We start from the raw sequence: 21,396 nt of genomic DNA, 5'->3' as shown, positions 1-21,396 counted from the left end.
GTATTTTTTTTCCGCCATGCGTTATAAGTTCATAAAGGACTAAGTCACCGAAAGGTAACAAATCAAAAAAGATGTCATGGAAAACGAACATACAGAGTTGATTATAGGCTATTTGATGGGGAATCTTTCACCTGAAGAAATGACTTATTTTTATGGTTGGGTGAATGAGAGTGCTTCTAATAAGGAGTTATTTTTTGAAATTAAGGCAATGTATGATGCCGGAATATCATTGGGAAAACCAATAGATACGGCTTCCAGCTGGCAACGTTTGCTTAATAGAAAGAAAAATTCACAGATACGCAGGTTCAAACTTTGGTACCAAATAAGTACTTATGCTGCTGTCGCTTTGCTGACTGTAGCGATCAGTTCTGTTTATTTTTTATTCTTCCAAGAGAGTGATAAAGGGTTATACTCTAGATATATAGGAGGGAATGGGCTGGAAGCGGATGTTGTAGAATTACCGGATGGTACACATGTTAGTCTTGGCTCAAAAACAACCTTTTATTATGACAAGGATTTTGGGAAAGATAAACGTGTCGTGTATCTGGAAGGAGAAGCCTATTTTGACGTTGCTAAACAAAAGAATAAACCTTTTATTGTAAAGACAAAAGAACAGGATATTGAAGCGCTTGGAACAAAGTTCAATGTGATGGCTTATCCGTTAGATTCGATGGTGATAACAACTTTATTAGAAGGATCGGTGCGTTTGACAACAGCGAATATTGCTCAGCAGACGATACTAAAACCAAATCAACAGTCTGTATATAACCGGAATTCCAAATTTGCTTATTTGCAGAAAGTAGATGCTTTGCAATTCACTTCATGGACCGCTGGTTATTATTATTTCCCAGAACAAAGTCTGGAAACCATACTTGAAAGAATGAGTCATGTGTATGGTATACAGTTCTCCATCAATTCGGAGAAATTAAAGAAAAAGACTTTCACCGGAACTTTTTATCGTGGGCAAAGTATCAAAGATATCATGGAGATTATTCGTTTATCCATGCCAATCCGCTACAGGATAAACAGTCAATATGTGATTATATCGGAAATATAACGGCCGTTCTAATTATTAAATCAGAAAAGCATATGGATACAAGTTAACCTGAAAAACAAGAAGGTAAAATCTTGCCGGATTTTATTATTCTGAAATGAGTGAATCAATTAAACTCCCATTGCCGTGGGATAGTGTTTAATCTTAAAACAATCAAATGTATGAATGATCAACGTATAGTTGTTTCTTTAAATCTGAAAAGGACTATAAATATTATGAAACTGACCGTGCTAATGCTCGCAGTATGCTTGTCACAAGTAGTTGCAGCGACTTATGCTCAAACGGCAAGGCTAAACGTCTCTGCTAAAAATGAAACACTGGAAAGTGTATTGAAACAGATAGAAAAGCAGTCGGAGTTTCTGTTTTTCTATAATCTCGAAGAAGTCAACAAAAACGAAAAGATTTCTATTAACAAGAAGAATGCCGATATTCAGGATGTATTGGATGCAATTGCAACTAAAACAGGTCTGAAATATGCGATTAAAGACCGGCATATTGTGCTTACTTCTAATGATACCCATGCAGTTAACACTGTGCAACAGGATCGTAAAATTAAAGGTAAAATTGTTGATATGAACAATGAGCCTGTTATCGGTGCAAATGTTGTTATAAAAGGAACAACCAACGGTACCGTTACCGATATAGAGGGTTACTTTGAAATCGATGCTCCCCTCAATGCAGAGATGTTAATAAGTTATATCGGTTATTTGCCTCAGGCTGTCAAAATTGGAAAAAATACTTCATATACAATTCAATTGAAGGAGGATACACAAGCCCTCGACGAAGTGGTAGTTGTAGGTTACGGAACGCAAAAGAAAGCAACATTGACAGGAGCTGTGGCTTCCATTAAAGGAGAAGAAATTGTTAAAGTAAGTCAACCTTCGATTCGCGCCAGTATGTTAGGTAAGGTTCCGGGTATCCGTTTCCAACAGACTAACGGTGAGCCGGGTAACGATGGAGGTACATTCGACATTCGTGGTTTCGGGGATGCTCTGACCATTGTAGACGGTGTGGAAAGACCTTTCTCGCAAATAGATCCAAACGAAATAGAATCTATCAATATATTGAAAGATGCCTCTGCATCCGTTTATGGTTTTAAAGGTGCAAATGGTGTCATCATTATTGAAACAAAGAAAGGTAATATCAGTAAACCCAAAATCAACTATAGCTATACAATAGGTTTGCAGAATCCGGTTAAAAACCTGGAGATGATGGATGCTTATCAATATGCATATTATCGTAATGAAGCATTGATGAATGCCGGCCAAGCGCCAAAATACACAGCGGAAGAGCTTGAAAAATATCGTACAGGTTCCGATCCTGTGAACTATCCGACTACGGATTGGTATAAAGAAGCCGTTAGAAAAGTGTCTCCAAAACAGCAGCATAACTTAAATATCAATGGTGGTTCTGAAAAAATCAGATACTTTTTCTCTCTTGGTTACCTGAATCAGGAAGGTATACTGAAATCTTCACAGGAATTCGACCGCTATAACTTCAGATCAAATATTGTAGCGGATATTACTCCGAAACTTAAAGCAGAAGTAGGTTTGGGTGGCCGTTTGGAAGATTACAAATATCCTTATTACCTGGGTGACGAAGGTGTCAAGGTCTTTTCTGCAATTAAGTCAAATGCACCGAACGTCCCGGTTTATGCCAACAACAATCCGGCATATTACTATAATTCCGACAACAACGAATTGAATCCGATAGCCATGCTCGACCGGGAAGCAACCGGTTATAAGGATAAACGTTATCTCGAATTCAATGGTCAAATGTCTTTAAGCTATGAAATTATGAAAGGTTTTATAGCAAGAGCTTTCCTGGCTTACGACTACACAAGTGAAATGAAGAAAGAATTGAAGAAAGATTTCAAATCTTATACCTACGATCAGACACAGGATGTATACAATCCGATTACCAAAGTGGCACAAGGCGAATTGTATCAGAGAACACAGCCTTACTATAAAACTACTCAGCAGTATTCGTTAAGCTATAAGAATACTTTCGGAAAGAAACATAACGTAGAAGGTTTGTTGCTTTTTGAGTGGAAAGAAGTTAAAACAAACTGGTTTGACGCACGCCGTTATTTCAGCATGACTTCTGCTATACCTGAACTGGATAAGGGAGATAAGGATAATATGCAGAATTCAGGAAACTCATCCGTTGATAAATATGGAGGTTATGTAGGTCGTTTCAACTATGATTTTGCCGGTAAATATATGGCAGAATTCAGTTTTCGTTATGATGGTTCTTTCAAGAACTCTCCTAACCACCGCTGGGGGTTCTTCCCTGCTGTATCCGCCGGTTGGAGACTATCTGAAGAACCGTTCATTAAAGATGCAGTTCCGGCTATGGACAATTTCAAAATCCGTGGCTCATGGGGTAAGATCGGAAACAACAATTCGTTGAATGCAAACAACTTTGTTAGCGGTTGGTTATATCCGTCAGGTAATTACATTTTCGGGGGTAACAACGGAGCATCTATTACTCAGGGACTTTCAGAAGCTAATCTGGCAAATATGAATATCTTCTGGTATAAAGTACAAACAACCAATATTGGTTTCGACGGCTCTTTCTGGAATGGAAAATTGAGTTTTGAATTTGACTATTTTTACCGTAAAACAACAGGGTTATATGCAACTCGTGAAACTTCATTACCGACAACAGCCGGTATTCCTCTTCCACAGGAAAACCTGAACAGCAGCGATAATCGTGGTTTCGAATTAACCCTGGGAACAGCACAACGCATTGGTAATGTAGATTTCCGTATTAAAGGTAATGTCGCTTATTCCAGAGCAAAAGATTTATATAAAGAACAAGCTGCGCCGTTAAACCAATATAAGAACTGGCGTGATAATGGAAGTTACCGGTATACCAACAAAACATGGGGGTATGAAGCTATCGGTCAGTTCCAGTCTTATGAAGAAATCTATAAATCTCCTATTCAGGATGGTAAGGCGAATTCTTCTTTACGTCCGGGTGATATCAAATACCAGGATTTAAACGGTGATGGCATCATCGACGATAATGACCAGAAGGTTATTGGTAAGGGGGCATTTCCTGACCTGAACTTTGGGTTGAATCTGACATTTGCATGGAATAACTTTGATCTCGACATTCTGTTTCAGGGAGCTTCCAATTATACCCAGATGCTGAATGCTTGTAAAAATCCGTTCAGAGGTCCGGGTGAAGGGAACGGTTTTGAAATTTGGACGGACAGATGGCATAAAGCAGACTATGATGACCCATATAGCGAGTGGGTACCGGGTAAATTTCCTTCTTTGCGTATCGATAATAATGATAACAATTCAAGAAGTTCTACATACTGGACGACCAATGCTTATTATGTCCGTATGAAGAGTATCGAATTGGGATATTCTATTCCTAAATCATTACTGAGCAAGGTCGGGGTGGATAACCTGCGTGTATACTTCAATGCTTATAACCCGTTGACGATTACTAACGTGAAATATACGGACCCGGAAGCTGTGGAAGGATGGATGAGTTTTTATTATCCGCAATTAAAAGTTTATTCATTCGGTATTAATATTGGTTTTTAAAAAGAAGATATATGAAAAGATTAGTATATAGTTTTATTTTCGCATCCCTTGTCGGCATGTCTTCATGTAACGATTTCGATGTTCCTGTTACTGACAGGTTAACAGAAGAAGATGTATGGAAAGATGAAACGTTGGTTACAGGTGCACTTGCCAATTTATATGATAAATTACAGGTGGAACAAAATTCTGCTTATTTTGAAGGTTGGGATGTTTGGAATGTGAGTTTAACAACTGCTTCCGATGAAGGAACCGGAGCTTTTCAGGCGGGTGATCTTGGAACAGGCGATGTGGCAAGAGCTACATTTAACGACGAATGGTTTGGGCTTTGGGCAGATACTTATAAAAGTATCCGTGGTTGTAATGTTTTTCTTGAAAAGCTGGAAGCATCTGCTATGGAGGAAAAACTGAAGAATGCCTACAATGCAGAAGCACGTTTCTTGCGTGCATTCCATTATTTCAACCTGGTAAAACGATACGGTGGTGTACCTATCGTAACAGATGTACAAAGTTATACAGGCCCGGAAGATCTGCCAGCTTTGCAAGTACCGAGAGATAAAGAGCAGGCAGTTTGGGATTTCATTATCAACGAAGTCGATGAAATTACTTCCGAACTTCCGGTTTCAAGAGACGCAAACAGCCGTACTCGTATTACCCGTTACGGAGCTTTAGCCTTACAGTCCAGAGCAGCTTTATATGCAGCCTCCATCGCCAAGTATGGAGAAGTTCAATTAAATGGTATCGTTGGAGTCAACAACGGAGACGCCGATAAATACTGGGAAAAAGCCATCACCGCATCAGATAGTGTTATTAATTCCAATCAATATAGTTTATATAATAAGTATTCCGATAAAGTTGAAAATTATCAAAAAATGTTCCTCGAAAAGAGAGGATGTTCAGAGTTCATTTTCTATAGAGAATTTCAGGCTGTAGATAAAGGACATTCCTGGGACTTACTGAATGTCCCGTTTAGCTTTGTTCAGAATGGATATGGCTGCGGACAAAATCCTACTTTAGATTTAATTGAAGCATATGAATATAAAGATGGAACTTCCGGTAAACTGAAGTTGAAAGATAACTCTGGCAACTTCATTAAGTATGATTCACCGCTGGATCTGTTCAAGGATAAAGACCCGCGCCTGAGAGCTACATTTTATCTCCCGTTTGATAACTGTCGTGGTGGTATCGTTGAAATCAGAAGAGGTATTTATGACCCGTCTATTGCAGGAAATGACAAATTCGTTACTTCCGGCAATAAAGATGAATACTACAAAAACAGCCAGGTGAAAATCTTGGGTAAAGACGGTGTTTGGGATACGGGAGACGTTGGTAAGACCGGTTTCTATACAAAAAAGTTTTCGGATGAATCGATTACAAACATTGTTGGGAATTATTCTGAAGCACCCTGGCCTATCTTCCGTTTGGCAGAAATGTATCTGAACAAGGCTGAAGCCGCTATGGAATTAGGGAAAAGCGGCGAAGCTGAAGCTGCATTGAATGAAGTCAGAAGACGTGCCGACATACGTGAACTGAGTGGTGAGGTAACTCTGGAACGTATCCGCAACGAACGCCGTGTCGAACTGGCTTACGAAAATCATCGCCATTGGGATTTGAAAAGATGGAGAACTGCCCATATCGTATTGGCTGACTTTCCGACAAATGCTTTATACCCCTGGTTTGTATGGGGCGAAAATAAATACATCTTTACTACCGGTAAAGCTCCGAAGCCCAATAAAGTGTTCCAGACAAGGAATTACTATGTAAAAATCAAGGACGATGACATGAGTAGTAATCCAATGTTAGGTCCTAATAATCCTGGTTTTTAATTAAAAAATATTCTAAATATGAAAAAAATTATATATAGCATATTATCCATTTTGCTTGGCTCCCTTTCCTTGGTTTCTTGTCAGGATGACAACTACGATGAACCCAATTCTGGAATCAAAGGTCGTTTTATTGATGCAGAGACATCGGAACTTGTCCCTATGCCGGTACAGGGAGACAATGGCGTAAGGTTGCGACTGTATGAAAAAGACCGTTTCTATTCTACAGACCGGGATCATTCGGAACTTCCGGTTTCTTTCTATGCAAAAATAGATGGAACCTATGAAAATAGCTGGGCGTTCAGTACGGATTATCTATTGACTTTTGAACAAACTAATTTCTATCCGGTCGATACAATAGATGTATCTCTTCGAGGTGGAAGCATTACAGAAAAAGATATCTTAGTCACTCCTTATGCCCGTATTAGTGATGTAAGAGCTACTTTCGAGAACAAACAACTGAACGTGACTTATAAGATTTCAAGAAGTAAAGCTGATTACAAGATTGAAAATACATTTCTAGCCTGGCATATCAGTCCGTATATAGATAAGGTTACCGGTAATTTTATGGATATGAATACTCTCGACCGTAAAGGGACGGATGATAATCAGTTATTAAACACAGAACTGACCCAATCTATTGACCTTACCAATAATGCGAACTTCAACAAAGAAGATAACAAAGCCATTATCTTGGGTCACGGAAGCCAGATCTTTGTCCGTATTGGTGTAACTACAAACGGCAAAGTGAACTACAGTACAGTTGTTCCCGTTAAAGTTACTATAGAAAAATAAACAGAAAGGTTTATAGGTTTTAGTTTATTCACTTACAAAAATATACACTCTCTGTGTATCCTATGGAAACATCGGATACCGGGGAGGTATATTCCTAAGTAAAACGATTTTCTATTATAAAAATAACATGAGAAAACAGTTATATACATTTTTCCTGTCTGTTGCAATACAGGTTTTATCTCTTTGGCCGGCTGTTTTACAGGCGCAGGATTATAGCGGGAAAGTAAATACTTTAATCGGAACTCAGGGAAATGGCTGGTCTTCGGGATATTTGTATCCGGGAGCTACTTATCCCTTCGGGATGGTACAATTTACGCCTACTTATTTCTCAAAGCAACTGGGATTTGTTATCAACCAGTTGAGTGGGGCAGGTTGCGACCATATGGGTAATTTTCCGACTCTACCGTTATCCGGTGAACTGAGGACATCTCCGGACAGTATTATAAATCTGCGGGCATCTCTCACCAAAGAAAAAGGTACGGCAGGATATTATGCAACCTGTGTCAACGACAGTATACAGGCTGAATTAACGGTTACGGAAAGAACCGGAATGGCTAAATATTCTTTTTCAGCAAATGAAAATAGAGGAACGATTATTATAGGTGGTGGTGTAGCAGCAACGCCGATTCAGGTTGCTGCCATTTCAATAACTTCTCCTACTTCCTGCGAAGGTTATGCTGACGGGGGCGCTTTTTGCGGATTTCCTACTCCCTATAAAGTCTATTTCGTTGCAGAATTTGATGTTCCTTCCGTTTCATTAGGTGTATGGAAAAATGAACGCTTACTTCCGGGGGAGAAATTTGCGGAAGGGAAAAACTCCGGGGTTTATTTCACTTTCGACCTTAATAAGAAGAAAGAGGTTTTATATAAGATCGGAGTATCTTATGTTTCGGTCGAAAATGCAAGAGAAAATCTGAAAACAGAAAATCCGGCGTGGAACTTTTCCTCTGTAAAACAATCGGCAGCCAATAAATGGAATAAGTATTTGGGAAAAATTGAAGTAAAGGGAAATAACGAAGACCGTGTCTCACAATTCTATACGCATTTATACCATTCATTTATCCATCCCAACGTTTGTAGTGATGTGAACGGTGAATATATGGGTTCAGATAATAAAGTTTATAAATCCGAACGTAAATATTATACCTCTTTCAGTAATTGGGATACTTACCGCACACAAACTCAGTTGATCGCCATGCTGGCTCCGGATGTTACTTCCGATATTGTCATGTCGCATCAGTTATTTGCCATTCGTTCAGGAGGTGGATTTCCTCGTTGGGTTCTGGCAAATATTGAGACTGGTATTATGCAAGGAGATCCTACACCAATTCTGATTGCGAATGCTTATGCTTTCGGTGCCAGAAATTACGATACACGCAGTATACTGAAAACGATGCGTTATGGAGCAGAAGTGCCGGGAGCCAATTCACAGGGTGTATTGACCCGTCCCGGTCTCGAACAGTATCTTGAAAAAGGGTATTATGATGCTTCTGCCATGCTGGAATATACCTCTTCCGATTTTGCGATTGGAAGATATGCGCTCCAGGCTTGCAACGATGAACCTGTCTGCAATTATTATACCAACCGTGCCATGAAATGGAAGAATTTGTATGATAAAGAAACTAATTGGCTCCGTTCCCGCAACGAAGATGGTTCCTGGAAGAAACAGGGTGACGATTGGCGTGAATCTACTTACAAAAATTATTTCTGGATGGTTCCTTACGATCTGGAAGGATTGCTTCAAATAATCGGAGGCAAACAAGAAGGAGAAAAACGTTTGGACGAATTATTTCACCGCCTGGATGCCAGTTATGGAAATGAATGGTTTGCTTCGGGTAATGAACCCAGTTTCCAAATTCCTTGGATTTATAATTGGGTGGGGGCACCTTATAAAGCACAGCATATCATCCGTAAAGTATTGGATGAACAGTACAATAGCCGTCTGGATGGACTTCCCGGAAATGATGATTTGGGTTCGATGGGGGCTTGGTATGTATTTGCCAATATCGGTCTTTTCCCTGAAATACCCGGAGTTGGAGGTTTTTCCATTAACAGTCCCTTCTTCCCTGAAATTATATTGCATTTGGCAGATGGGGATTTAGTGATAAAAGGTGGGGACGAAAGGAAAGAATATATACAGGCTTTGAAAGTAAACGGGAAAAGATCTGATTCGACTTGGATTGACTGGAATGACATTAAAAATGGCGGAATACTCGAATATTCGCTGTCCCCGAAACCGAATAAGGCATGGGGAACTTCAGTAACTCCACCTTCTTTTGGAAATTAAGCAGTCTATCCTGTCATAAGAAAGAAAAAATGATACAATTACACGAAGAAGGTCAAGAGTAGAGGCTTAATAACAGATATATATTATAATATTGTAAGTCTAAAAACAGTTGTGTGATAAATTGTATCTGTTATCTACTAATTAAATAAAAGAAAGATATCCATGAATAAAGGTATTATGATTATCTCTGCCGGCTTACTGCTGGCAATAGCATTCACTTCATGCGAAATGAAAAAGAAAAGTACAGAAACTGTCGCTGTAGACACTACAGACTGGTGTCTGGATGGTTTCGAACGCCCAGCCGGTAAGAATCCGATTATCTCTCCGCAGGGAAGTACAAAGTTTTACTGTCCGATGCGGGAAGACTCTGTTGCCTGGGAAGAAAGCGACACATTCAATCCGGCCGCAACTATTTACAAGAATGAAATTGTCGTTCTTTACCGTGCAGAGGATAATTCGGCACAGGGGATTGGTTCCAGAACATCTCGTTTAGGATATGCAACCTCTGTTGATGGGCTTAATTTTACAAGGAAAACTACCCCTGCATTCTACCCTGCGAAAGATTCGCAAGAAGCGAATGAGTGTCCTGGAGGAACGGAAGATCCACGTGTAGCAATGACTGAAGATGGTACGTATGTATTACTATACACACAATGGAACCGAAAAGTACCCCGTCTTGCAGTTGCGACATCCAAGGATTTAGTAAACTGGACAAAACACGGGCCGGCATTTGGCAAAGCATATGAAGGTCGATTTTATGACGAACCGTCTAAATCTGCCTCTATCGTAACCACACTAAAGGGGAATAAACAAGTTATTACAAAGATCAATGGCAGATATTTCATGTATTGGGGAGAACAGAATGTATATGCTGCAACCTCCGATAATCTGACGGACTGGGAACCACTTGTAGATAAAGATGGTAATTTGTTGAAGCTATTCTCTCCCCGTCCAGGTAAATTTGATAGCCATTTAACGGAATGTGGTCCTCCCGCCATCCTTACCAAGAAAGGCATTCTGTTATTATACAACGGGAAAAACAGAGCCGGAACCGAAGGGGACACCGCTTATCCAGCCAACTCTTATTGTGCAGGTCAGGTTTTGTTCGATCAGAAAGATCCGACAAAAGTAATAGCCCGCCTGGATAAACCATTCCTGCAACCTACGGATGATTTTGAAAAAAGTGGCCAGTACCCAGCAGGAACTGTTTTTATCGAAGGGCTGGTATATTATAAAAACAAATGGTATCTATATTACGGCTGTGCAGACTCATTTGTAGCTGTTGCAGTTTCCGACAAACAATTAGAATTTTAATGAAAATGAAACAATTAATAGTATTAATAGCTTCAGCTTTATTGGCTGTGCAATCTTTGTCTGCCCAAAAAGCTTCGGAACCGTTTAAAGCTGGCGACCGGGTGGTCTTCGTTGGAAATAGTATTACCGAAGGAGGACATTACCATTCTTATATCTGGTTATATTATATGACCCGTTTTCCGGATCAGCGTATGCAAATGTATAGTGCAGGTATCGGAGGGGACGCATCCTGGGATATGCTCAAGCGTCTGGAAGAAGATGCGTATGCAAAAAAGCCGACTGTTCTGACTTTGACGTTTGGGATGAATGACAGCGGTTATTATGAATACTTCCGGGATGATGCAGTTCAGTTTGTTGAAAAGCAACTACAAAGAGTGGATACCACGTTTCAGGCTATGCAGAAAATAATGAAAGGACATCCGGAAACGGAGGTGGTTTTGATAGGAGGTTCTCCTTACGATGAAACCTGGAAAAATGCGGATAATAAACCGTTCCCGAACAAAAATGAAACAATTCGGAAAATTATAGGCATGCAGATTGATGCTGCGAAGAAAAACAACTGGGCCTTCGTTGATTTCCATAACCCCATTTTACAAATCAACGCAGAACAACAAGCGAAGAATCCTGAGTTCACTTTAATGCAGGGAGACCGTATCCACCCGGATAACGATGGGAATATGCTGATGGCTTATTTCTTTCTGAAATCACAGGGACTTGCCGGAAAGCCAGTCGCTGAAATTTGTGTAAATGCTACAAACAAAAGAGTAGAAACGCAAAACAATTGTTACATTAGTAATGTGGAAAACCAAAACGGCAACCTCTCTTTTAACTACCTGGCAAAAGCTTTGCCTTATCCTTTAGACACGGTACCACGTGGTTGGGGTAAAAAAAGGAGTCAGTCGATGGCTTCTCAATATGTACCTCTTATACAGGATATTAATCAGGAAGTGTTGCGCGTTAAAGGTTTGAAAGGCAATTATACCCTGAAAATTGACGGAGAAGAAATGGCAACTTTTCCAGCGGAAGACCTGGCTAAAGGTATCAATATGGCGGAGTTGACCCAGACGCCCCAATATCAACAAGCAGTAAAAATCATGCATCTGAACGAAGAACGTTGGGAAATAGAAAAACGTTTTCGAGAATATGCCTGGACTGAATTTGCTATTTTGAAAGATAAAGGACTTCTGTTTGCCGATAATCATGTAGCGATGGATTCTATTCGAGCCAATCTGAATGCCAATATTTTCTTGCAGGGACATATTGATAATTTCACCAAAGCGATGCATCCTGAAATACGCGAAGCATGGAATAAAGAAATGGAGGTACTTGTAAACATGATTTATTCGATCGCTCAGCCCAAAATCAGAAGAATTGAATTAATACAGATGTAAAAGTGAAAACAGACCAACAGTTAGTACCATGAGAAAGCAAATCGTATCATCACTTATTACCCTGATAGGGTTAGGAGGATTACATGCCCAGTCTGTCTATTTTGCCGACGGATATCACGGAGGTGTGTTCGGACATTACCCTAAATGGCAAACTGCATTCATGATGGATAAACTGAAAGAATATCCGGGCTGGCGGATTAATCTGGAATTGGAACCGGAAACATTTGACTCTGTTAAAGTTTGGGTACCGGATACATATAGAGAGTTTCAACAATTCCTGGCGAAAGAAGACGGACGGCTTATTGAATTCACTAACCCCACCTATTCACAACCTTATTGTTACAATATCTCGGGGGAAAGCCTGATACGGCAGTTTTCTTATGGTATGAACCTGTTGAGGGTTCATTTTCCTACACTTTCATTCCACACATATGCCGTGGAAGAGCCCTGCTTCACCAGTGCGTTGCCACAAATACTCCGTTTGTTTGGTTTCCGGTATGCTGTATTGAAGAATCCGGATACTTGCTATGGAGGATATATGGTAGCTTACGGAGATGACTTAGTGAACTGGATCGGTCCGGACAATACTCAAATGCTGACCATTCCCCGTTATAGTGTGGAAAAACTGGAAGATAACTCCACTTGGCAGACAACCGCATGGAACAATTCCTCCAAATACCTGAATGCCTGTAAAGAAGGTGGTATAGCATATCCGATAGGTATGTGTTATCAGGATGCCGGATGGAAAAACGGACCTTGGCTCGGAGCCCCTGAAAAATCTTCCGGAACTTATACTCTATGGACTGATTATTTAAACAAGGTAACAGACAGACTTCCTGCTAAGGACTGGAGAGTCAGCCAGGAGGATGTGCTGGTTTCTTTGATGTGGGGAAGCCAGGTGCTCCAAAAGCTGTCGCAGGAAATACGAGTTACCGAACAAAAACTGATACAGACCGAAAAAATAGCTACTCTACAGAGGTTTTACGATGGGAAAGCCTGGGATAATAAAGCGCTCGACAGGGCATGGCGTAACTTATTGATGTCACAACATCACGATTGCTGGATTGTACCTTACAATAACATGGGAAGTACTGGAAAAACCTGGGCGGAGAACGTACGTTTATATACAACTGAAAGTAATAACATATGTGATCAGTTGATTGCTCCCCAACAAAGAGATGACTCAACGATACAAATATATAATACGGCTGGAATAAATCGTAAGGAGTTAGTCCATTGTAAATTAAATACTCCCTGGACTTCCATTCCATTTGTTGTGAAAAATATTTCTGGTAAAACGGTTCCTTATCAGAAAATATCAAAAAATGAAATCGTATTTATGGCGGATGTCCCCGCAATGGGATATACTTCTTTTTCCCTGAAAGAAGGTAAGGTTTCAAAGAGTAAAGAGATACAAACCAAAAGGTTAGCAAATAACCACTTACTTGTAGAGAATGATTTGTATCGGATAGAAATTGACCCGGAAAAAGGTGGTACAATCACATCTCTCTACAGTAAAAAAGAAAAGAAAGAATGGATAGACAATCAGGCAGGTTATGCTTTCAACGAACTGCGTGGTAACTTTTATGAAGAAGGAGGCTTTTTATCTTCCTCCTCAACTCCGGCCAATGTATCTGTAGAAGTGGATGGGGCTCTGATAACGACTGTTTCCATCAAAGGGAAAATAGGACGACATCCGTTTACACAATATTTGACATTAAAGAAAGGAGACCCTCGGATTGATTGTCGTTTGATAATTAGTTGGCAAGGTAATACCAGGATTGGAGAACGGAAAGAAACCAGCAAAATGCAGGAATCTCGCAAGACTTATTATGATGATCGTTATAAATTACATCTGCTTTTCCCCGTTCTTCCGGGGCATAAGCAGGTTTACAAAAATGCTCCCTTCGATGTCTGCGAAAGTAAATTGAAAAATACTTTTTTCAATCGTTGGGACAGTATAAAGAATAATGTCATCCTGAATTGGGTGGATTTGTACGACAAACAGAATGATCAGGCTTTCTGTCTGTTTACAGACCATACAACCAGCTATTTGCATGGAGAAGACTATCCGTTGGGACTGACTGTCCAGTATTCTGGTGGCGGACTGTGGGGACGGGATTATGCCATAAAGGAACAGACGGAAATCAATTACAGCTTTCTACCTCATAGAGGTATGTGGAATGAAGCCTATATATCTTTTGAAAATGCCAGAAGGGGAGAACCATTGGTTGCCTTGTATGCGACTTCGGATAAACCATCTGCTTCTTTATTAAGTATACCGGATAAGGATTTACTTTTGAGTACTGCTTATTACGACGGGGATAATTTTATTGTCCGTCTTTATAATGAGGGGACAAGCGGAATGAAATCCTTTATACTACCGTTTATTCCGGCTTCTGTTGAAGAAATAAATCTGGAAAATGAAAAGATAAAAGATTATTCTTACCGGAAAGATAAGAACCGGCAGATTTTGTCTTTTGATATTCCTCAATTCGGGATTAAGACATTCAGAATTAAACAATAATAAAAATAGACCTTCAGATGTATAAACTATTAGGTATTCTAGTCAGTACCGCATTGGTCGGTTGTAACTCTGTAGCCAACCAGGCGGAAATATCTTTGCATCTATCGGATTATGTCAACCCGTTTGTCGGGGCTAGTACGAATGTAGATGCGGCGGGAGCTTATCATGGGCTAGGAAAAACTTTTCCGGGAGCAACGACTCCTTATGGTATGGTTCAGGTAAGTCCCAACACGATTACCGGAGGGGATAACGGTTCAGGATATAGTTATGAACATAAGAGCATCGAAGGCTTTGCCTTCACCCAAATGAGCGGGGTTGGCTGGTTCGGGGATCTGGGAAACTTTCTGGTAATGCCTACTACCGGACCATTGAAAACTAATTCCGGTAAACCGGATAATCCGGATGCAGGTTACCGTTCCCGTTATGATAAAAAATCAGAACAGGCAAAAGCGGGATATTATTCGGTTCTTCTAAGCGATTATAATATTCGTACGGAAGCAACAGCCGCTCCACATAGCGGAATGCTTCGTTTTACTTTCCCTGCTGATAAGCAGTCGCGTATCCAGATCGACCTGGCGCACCGTGTAGGCGGAACCTCTACCTGGCAGGAAGTGAAGGTGTTGGATAAACATACAATTGCCGGAAAAATGATATGTACGCCGGATGGCGGAGGCTGGGGTAATGGAGAAGGGAAAGCAAATTATACCGTATACTTTTATGCCCAGTTCTCCAAACCGTTAAAAAACTATGGAGTATGGAGTGCCGATATACCCGATGATCAACCCCGCAAAAGGGAAAACATAGAAAGTGATGCATATCAGCAATTGATTGCTGATGCAAAAATTATACCGGGCGTAAAAGAATTTAAAGGAAAACATCTGGGTTTTTACTCCGAGTTTGAAACGCAAAAGGATGAACAGATATTGTTGAAGGCAGGGATTTCTTTTACCAGCCCTGAAGGCGCTGAAAAGAATCTGAAAGCTGAAATACAGGATTGGGATTTTAGTCAGGTATATGATAATAGTCGTATTTTATGGGATAAGGCATTAGATAAAATTTCAGTAGAAGGTAAAAACGAAGAACAAAAGACAATTTTCTATACTTCACTTTACCATACAATGATTGATCCCCGTATTTTTTCCGACGTAAATGGAGAATATCCGGGAGCAGATGGAAAAGTTTATATTTCCGATTCATTTACCAAACGGACTATATTCAGTGGATGGGATGTTTTCCGTAGCCAGATGCCTTTACAGACGATTATCAATCCACAATTAATTGATGATTTATTAAATTCATTAATTGTGTTAGCAGAACAAAGTGGAAAGGAATATTACGAACGTTGGGAATTATTGAATGCTTATAGCGGGTGTATGTTGGGTAATCCGGCCATTTCAGTATTGGCAGATGCTTATGCGAAAGGTATCCGGAAATATGATATAGAAAAGGCCTACCGATATGCCGTTAACTCTTCTGAAAAATTTGGGAACGGGGAACTGGGATATACACCAGACCCAATAGGAATATCCAAAACATTGGAATACGGATATACAGAATGGTGTCTGTCGGAATTGGCGCGTCAGCTCCGGAAAAAGGAGGACCAGGAGAAGTATCGTAAACGTTCGCAGGCATACCGCAACATCTATGATCCTGAAAAGAAAAGCTTTCGCCCCCGGCAAGAAGACGGCTCTTTTGTTGCATGGCCGAAAGAAGGATATTTACAGGAATGGTATGGCTGCATGGAATGTAACGAATTACAACAAGGTTGGTTTGTTCCACATGATATCGAGGGTTTGGTTACCTTAAAAGGAGGAAGAGGCGTTGTGATTACAGATCTCGATAATATGTTTGAAAAAACACCTCCCGATTTTTTGTGGAACAGTTATTATAACCATGCAAATGAACCGGTACATCATGTTCCCTTCCTGTACAATCGTCTGGGAGAGCCCTGGAAAACTCAGAAATGGAGTCGTTTTATCTGCGAAAAAGCCTATAAAAATGCTGTCGAAGGATTAGTTGGAAATGAAGATGTTGGCCAAATGTCTGCCTGGTATGTATTGACTGCTTGCGGCATTCATCCGGTCTGCCCTGGAGAAACTCGTTTTGAAATTACAACGCCATTATTTGATCATATTGTCATACAGGTTGGGAAAGGTAAAACGTTTACAATTCAGGTGCGGAATAATTCACCTGAAAACGTGTACATCCAATCCGCACGGTTAAATGGCAAAACATATACAAAGTGCCACATCGACTATCAGGAAATAATAGCAGGAGGAGCTTTAGAAATAGAAGTAGGAGCTGCTCCTAATCAAGAATGGGGAATAAATTAGCAACAAATAACATAAACGATAAATATGAGAAAGATTATCAAACCATCATTATTAGCTGTAGGCTTATTGTTCAGCAGCTTTATGCAGGCTACTGTCAGCCTGCCGCATTTCTTCTCCGATAATATGGTACTTCAACGGGATATGCCTATTCATATCTGGGGAAAAGCGGATAAAAAAGAAACCGTTACTGTTTCATTCAACGGAACGAGTATAACGGCAAAAGCAGATCAGCATGGTCGCTGGCAGGTAGAACTACCCTCTATGAGATATGGAGGTCCTTTTAGTATGACGGTGAAAGGGCATGATAATACTATTGCATTAGATAATATTCTGATTGGAGATGTCTGGTTGTGTAGCGGGCAATCCAATATGGAATTTAATCTGAGTGGAGCACATAATGCGGAAGAGGCTATTCGACAGTCGGAAAATAAGCAAATCCGTTTGCTTACAGTTCCTAAAACGATACAAACGAATGAGTGCGACGATATACAAGAAACTTCATGGGAAGAATGTAACCCATTGACAAGCCCTACATTTTCTGCTGTCGCTTATTTCTTCGGACAAGCTTTAGAGAAAGAGTTGGATGTCCCTGTCGGGTTAATTCATTCTTCCTGGGGAGGTACCGATATTGAAACCTGGACAAGTTGGGAGGCCGCTATGGAGAACCCTGTATACGCCTCTTATAAAGGCAAAACGTTGGAAAAAGCATTAGGTTATTCTATGCAAGATATCGAACGCTTCAAAAAGGCTCTGGAAAAAGATAAAGGATTGATCGAAAAATGGTATGCTCCTACTATGAAAACGACCGATTGGGAAAAGGTTCATATCCCATCTATCTGGTCCGGTGATTTGAAAAATGAAGATGGGGTAGTCTGGTTTAGAACAGAGATTGACTTGCCGGATGAAGCTGCCGGCTTGGAAGGCCACATCCAGTTGGGTGGAATTGATGACGGAGATATCACCTATGTGAATGGTGTTGAGGTCGGAAGAACTGATTTCTGGTTTGCAAACAGAAACTACCACATTAAAGACGGTATATTGAAAAGTGGAAAAAACATAATTACCTTGCGTATGACAGATACAGGTACTATCGGTGGCATGTCTGCAAAAGATGAGGAGGTTTTTCTGGAAGTCGCTGGACGTAAATATCCTTTAGCGGGAGAATGGAGTTACAAACCATCTGTTCTTAGTTCATCCTATGGTTTTTCAAACACAGGTTCCGGACCTAACAGCTTTTCGTCTTTGCTTTACAATGGCATGATACGTCCTTTGGTCGGTTACAACATTAAAGGGGTAATTTGGTATCAAGGTGAAAATAACGCTGCTCATGCCTGGCAATATCGTTCATTGTTTCCGCTAATGATTAATGACTGGCGTAAACAATGGGGGTACGAGTTCCCTTTTATCTGGGTTCAGTTAGCTAACTTTATGGCTATAGAGGCACAACCTCAGGAAAGTGAATGGGCTGAGTTACGTGAAGCACAAAATATGACTTTACGCTTGCACAAAACCGGACAAGCTGTAATTACCGATATAGGGGAGGCTTTTGACATTCATCCAAGAAACAAACAGGATGTAGGTAAGCGGTTGGCTCAGAATGCCTTGAAAATTGCTTATGGGCAAGATGTTTTGGGAGCCGGTCCTGTATTTGAGTCAATGAAAAAGGAAGGAAATAAAATCATACTTTCTTTCTCCAATGTCGGTAAAGGATTATCGACCAGTGATAAAAATAGATATAGCTATATCAACGGTTTTACTATTGCCGGATCAGACCGGAAATTTGTATGGGCACAGGCCTATATACATGATGGGAAAGTTATTGTCTTCAACGATGAAATCAAAGAACCGGTCGCAGTCCGTTATGGATGGTCTAATAATCCGGCAGACAATAACCTGGTAAATAGTGACGGACTGCTCGCTTCTCCGTTTCGTACGGATTCATGGAAAGGTCTCACTGAAAAATAAACAGGTCATGTAATAATTAATAAAATCAAACTATACGAAATGAATAAAAACAACAAATCCAATATCAAAAGATTATTTACAGCACTCATATTGATTGCAGGAATAAGCATATCCTCGCAAGTATCGGCACAGAAAGATCTGGTAAAATATGTCAATACATTGCAAGGAACAAACTCTACTTATGAACTTAGCTGGGGAAATACCTATCCCACAACAGCCGTACCATATCCTATGCATGCCTGGTCGCCACAGACAGGTAAAAATGGAGACGGATGGAAATATAAATATACTGCTACTACTATACGTGGATTTCAGGAAACTCATCAATGTAGCCCGTGGGTGGGGGATTATGGCGTATTCTCTTTAATGCCGGTATTAGGAAAGCTGGTTGTTGGTGAAGAAGAACGTGCTTTATCTTTCAAACACGAAAATGAGGTAGGTAGTCCGCATTACTATAAGGTTAAATTTGATAATGGCATAACTACAGAAATGTCTCCGACAACTCGTTCTGTCCATTTTCGCTTTTCCTATCCTTCTACAGGTGATGCTTATGTAGTTCTGGATGGTTATACGAAAATGAGTGATGTAAAGATAGACCCGAAAAACAAACGAATTACCGGTTATGTGAACAATGGTGCATTTGTACCGAAAGAGTTCATGAACTATTTTGTTATCCAGTTCGATAAACCTTTTACGGCATACGGAACATGGAATAATAAAGACAATCAAACTGTAAGTGGTCAGTTAGCTGCTTCTGGTGCGGGTGTTGGTGCTTATGTCCAGTTCAAGCAAGGAGTAAAAGTGCAGGTTAAAGTTACCTCTTCTTATATTAGCCATGAACAGGCTATGGTTACGTTGCAACGTGAATTAGGGAATCACAAATCGCTGGAAGATACGAAAAAGGCTGCAAGGAACGAATGGAATACTTTGTTAAATCGTGTATTGGTAGAAGGTGGTACAGAAGAAGATATGACTACATTTTACTCTTGTATGTTCCGTGCCAATCTCTTCTCTCACAAATTCTATGAAGAAAAAGAGAATGGAGAACCTTACTATTTCAGCCCTTACGATTCTAAGATTCACGATGGATATATGTTCACAGACAACGGCTTTTGGGATACATTCCGTTCCCAGTTCCCTCTGACGAACATTCTCCATCCAACCATGCAAGGACGCTATATGCAAGCATTGCTTGACGCACAAGAACAATGTGGCTGGTTACCATCCTGGTCAGCACCCAGTGAAACCGGCGGTATGATTGGTAACCATGCTATTTCTTTGCTTGCCGATGCCTGGGCAAAAGGAATCAGAACTTTCGATCCTGAACAAGCTCTGAAAGCTTATGCACACGAAGCGATGAACAAAGGTCCTTGGGGGGGAGCCAACGGACGTTTTCTCTGGAAAGAATATTATCAGATCGGTTATATCCCTTATCCGGAATCCATGGGTTCAACAGCACAGACATTGGAATATGCCTATGATGATTTCTGTGGTTATCAGTTGGCTAAAATGACAGGAAACAAATTTTACCAGGATATATTCGGTAAACAAATGTATAATTACAAGAATGTATACGACCCTTCAGTCGGATTCATGCGCGGACGAAAGATTGACGGTTCCTGGGCCGATTTCGATCCGTACGAATGGGGCGGTCCATACTGTGAAGGAAATGCCTGGCATTACACCTGGTCTGTATTTCATGATGTAAAAGGGCTGATAGATCTGATGGGGGGTGACGAAAAGTTTGTTGCAAAGATCGATTCTGTATTTTCTGTGCCTAATACGATAAAATATGGTACTTATGGCACGAAAATACATGAAATGCTGGAGATGGAATTAGCAAAGATGGGACAGTACGCACAAGGGAATCAACCTATTCAACATGTGATTTACCTCTATAATTATGCTGGTCAGCCATGGAAAACCCAATACTGGATTCGTCAGGTGATGGACCGTTTGTATAATGGGACGGAGAATGGTTATCCCGGCGATGAAGATCAGGGTGGCATGTCTTCCTGGTATGTACTAAGTGCTTTAGGTATTTACAGTGTTTGCCCGGGAACAGATGAATATGTATTAGGTAGTCCAAAATTTCCAAAAGCAACGATTACTTTGGAAAATGAGAATAAATTCATAATAGAGGCTAATAACAATAGTAAAGATAATGTTTATATCCGAAGTGCAAGCCTGAACGGTAATAATCATACGCGCAACTTTATCAAATATAGTGATATAACCAATGGCGGTGTTCTCAAATTGGAAATGAGCAACCAGCCGGAAAAGAACCGAGGTACTGCATTGAGCGACCGCCCTTTCTCTCTTTCACAAAAATAAAATCAATTCATTT

At 40.4% G+C, this 21,396-nt stretch carries 11 protein-coding genes; all 11 read left to right on the top strand.

Annotated features, from left to right (window positions below; genetic code table 11):
• The first annotated feature begins 76 nt into the window (after window positions 1–76).
• The 11 genes from DWW23_RS19290 (at window position 77) to DWW23_RS19240 (ending at window position 21,383) form a co-directional block, all read left to right on the top strand.
• Window positions 77–1,057: a FecR family protein gene (locus tag DWW23_RS19290; RefSeq protein WP_122355190.1), complete on the top strand. Its 981-nt coding sequence runs from the start codon at window positions 77–79 to the stop codon at window positions 1,055–1,057.
• Window positions 1,058–1,215: 158 nt separating this feature from the next.
• Complete coding sequence (locus tag DWW23_RS19285; protein WP_233564393.1) at window positions 1,216–4,617, top strand: TonB-dependent receptor; 3,402 nt, start codon at window positions 1,216–1,218, stop codon at window positions 4,615–4,617.
• An 11-nt stretch (window positions 4,618–4,628) separates the two neighbouring features.
• Window positions 4,629–6,440, top strand: a complete 1,812-nt coding sequence (locus DWW23_RS19280; protein ID WP_122355188.1) for a RagB/SusD family nutrient uptake outer membrane protein — start codon at window positions 4,629–4,631, stop codon at window positions 6,438–6,440.
• Between the two features lie 18 nt (window positions 6,441–6,458).
• Window positions 6,459–7,232 carry a DUF3823 domain-containing protein gene (locus tag DWW23_RS19275; protein ID WP_122355186.1) on the top strand — a complete coding sequence of 258 codons (774 nt, stop codon included), beginning with the start codon at window positions 6,459–6,461 and terminating at the stop codon, window positions 7,230–7,232.
• A 127-nt stretch (window positions 7,233–7,359) separates the two neighbouring features.
• Window positions 7,360–9,519 carry a GH92 family glycosyl hydrolase gene (locus DWW23_RS19270; protein WP_122355184.1) on the top strand — a complete coding sequence of 720 codons (2,160 nt, stop codon included), beginning with the start codon at window positions 7,360–7,362 and terminating at the stop codon, window positions 9,517–9,519.
• Window positions 9,520–9,681: 162 nt separating this feature from the next.
• Window positions 9,682–10,833 (top strand): glycoside hydrolase family 130 protein, encoded by a 1,152-nt coding sequence (locus DWW23_RS19265; protein ID WP_122355182.1) that lies wholly within the window; start codon window positions 9,682–9,684, stop codon window positions 10,831–10,833.
• Window positions 10,834–10,838: 5 nt separating this feature from the next.
• Window positions 10,839–12,224 (top strand): SGNH/GDSL hydrolase family protein, encoded by a 1,386-nt coding sequence (locus DWW23_RS19260; RefSeq protein ID WP_122355214.1) that lies wholly within the window; start codon window positions 10,839–10,841, stop codon window positions 12,222–12,224.
• Between the two features lie 28 nt (window positions 12,225–12,252).
• Entirely contained in the window at window positions 12,253–14,751 is a 2,499-nt protein-coding gene (locus DWW23_RS19255; RefSeq protein ID WP_122355180.1) for a glycoside hydrolase family 38 C-terminal domain-containing protein, read from the top strand.
• Window positions 14,752–14,768: 17 nt separating this feature from the next.
• Window positions 14,769–17,084, top strand: coding sequence for a GH92 family glycosyl hydrolase (locus DWW23_RS19250; RefSeq protein ID WP_122355178.1), 2,316 nt, complete (start codon window positions 14,769–14,771; stop codon window positions 17,082–17,084).
• A 24-nt stretch (window positions 17,085–17,108) separates the two neighbouring features.
• Entirely contained in the window at window positions 17,109–19,049 is a 1,941-nt protein-coding gene (locus DWW23_RS19245) for a sialate O-acetylesterase (RefSeq protein WP_122355176.1), read from the top strand.
• A 39-nt stretch (window positions 19,050–19,088) separates the two neighbouring features.
• Window positions 19,089–21,383 carry a GH92 family glycosyl hydrolase gene (locus tag DWW23_RS19240; protein ID WP_122355174.1) on the top strand — a complete coding sequence of 765 codons (2,295 nt, stop codon included), beginning with the start codon at window positions 19,089–19,091 and terminating at the stop codon, window positions 21,381–21,383.
• The last annotated feature ends 13 nt before the right edge of the window (window positions 21,384–21,396 follow it).

The organism is Parabacteroides sp. AF14-59 (genome assembly GCF_003479515.1).
Classification (GTDB): Bacteria; Bacteroidota; Bacteroidia; order Bacteroidales; family Tannerellaceae; genus Parabacteroides; species Parabacteroides faecis.
This window is presented reverse-complemented; position numbering and strand designations above follow the sequence as displayed.

Excerpts from the sequence above, each read along its gene's own strand:
- DWW23_RS19290 (WP_122355190.1), top strand. The coding sequence starts at position 77 with ATGGAAAACGAACATACAGAGTTGATTATAGGCTATTTGATGGGGAAT.
- DWW23_RS19285 (WP_233564393.1), top strand. The coding sequence starts at position 1,216 with ATGAATGATCAACGTATAGTTGTTTCTTTAAATCTGAAAAGGACTATA.
- DWW23_RS19280 (WP_122355188.1), top strand. The coding sequence starts at position 4,629 with ATGAAAAGATTAGTATATAGTTTTATTTTCGCATCCCTTGTCGGCATG.
- DWW23_RS19275 (WP_122355186.1), top strand. The coding sequence starts at position 6,459 with ATGAAAAAAATTATATATAGCATATTATCCATTTTGCTTGGCTCCCTT.
- DWW23_RS19270 (WP_122355184.1), top strand. The coding sequence starts at position 7,360 with ATGAGAAAACAGTTATATACATTTTTCCTGTCTGTTGCAATACAGGTT.
- DWW23_RS19265 (WP_122355182.1), top strand. The coding sequence starts at position 9,682 with ATGAATAAAGGTATTATGATTATCTCTGCCGGCTTACTGCTGGCAATA.
- DWW23_RS19260 (WP_122355214.1), top strand. The coding sequence starts at position 10,839 with ATGAAACAATTAATAGTATTAATAGCTTCAGCTTTATTGGCTGTGCAA.
- DWW23_RS19255 (WP_122355180.1), top strand. The coding sequence starts at position 12,253 with ATGAGAAAGCAAATCGTATCATCACTTATTACCCTGATAGGGTTAGGA.
- DWW23_RS19250 (WP_122355178.1), top strand. The coding sequence starts at position 14,769 with ATGTATAAACTATTAGGTATTCTAGTCAGTACCGCATTGGTCGGTTGT.
- DWW23_RS19245 (WP_122355176.1), top strand. The coding sequence starts at position 17,109 with ATGAGAAAGATTATCAAACCATCATTATTAGCTGTAGGCTTATTGTTC.
- DWW23_RS19240 (WP_122355174.1), top strand. The coding sequence starts at position 19,089 with ATGAATAAAAACAACAAATCCAATATCAAAAGATTATTTACAGCACTC.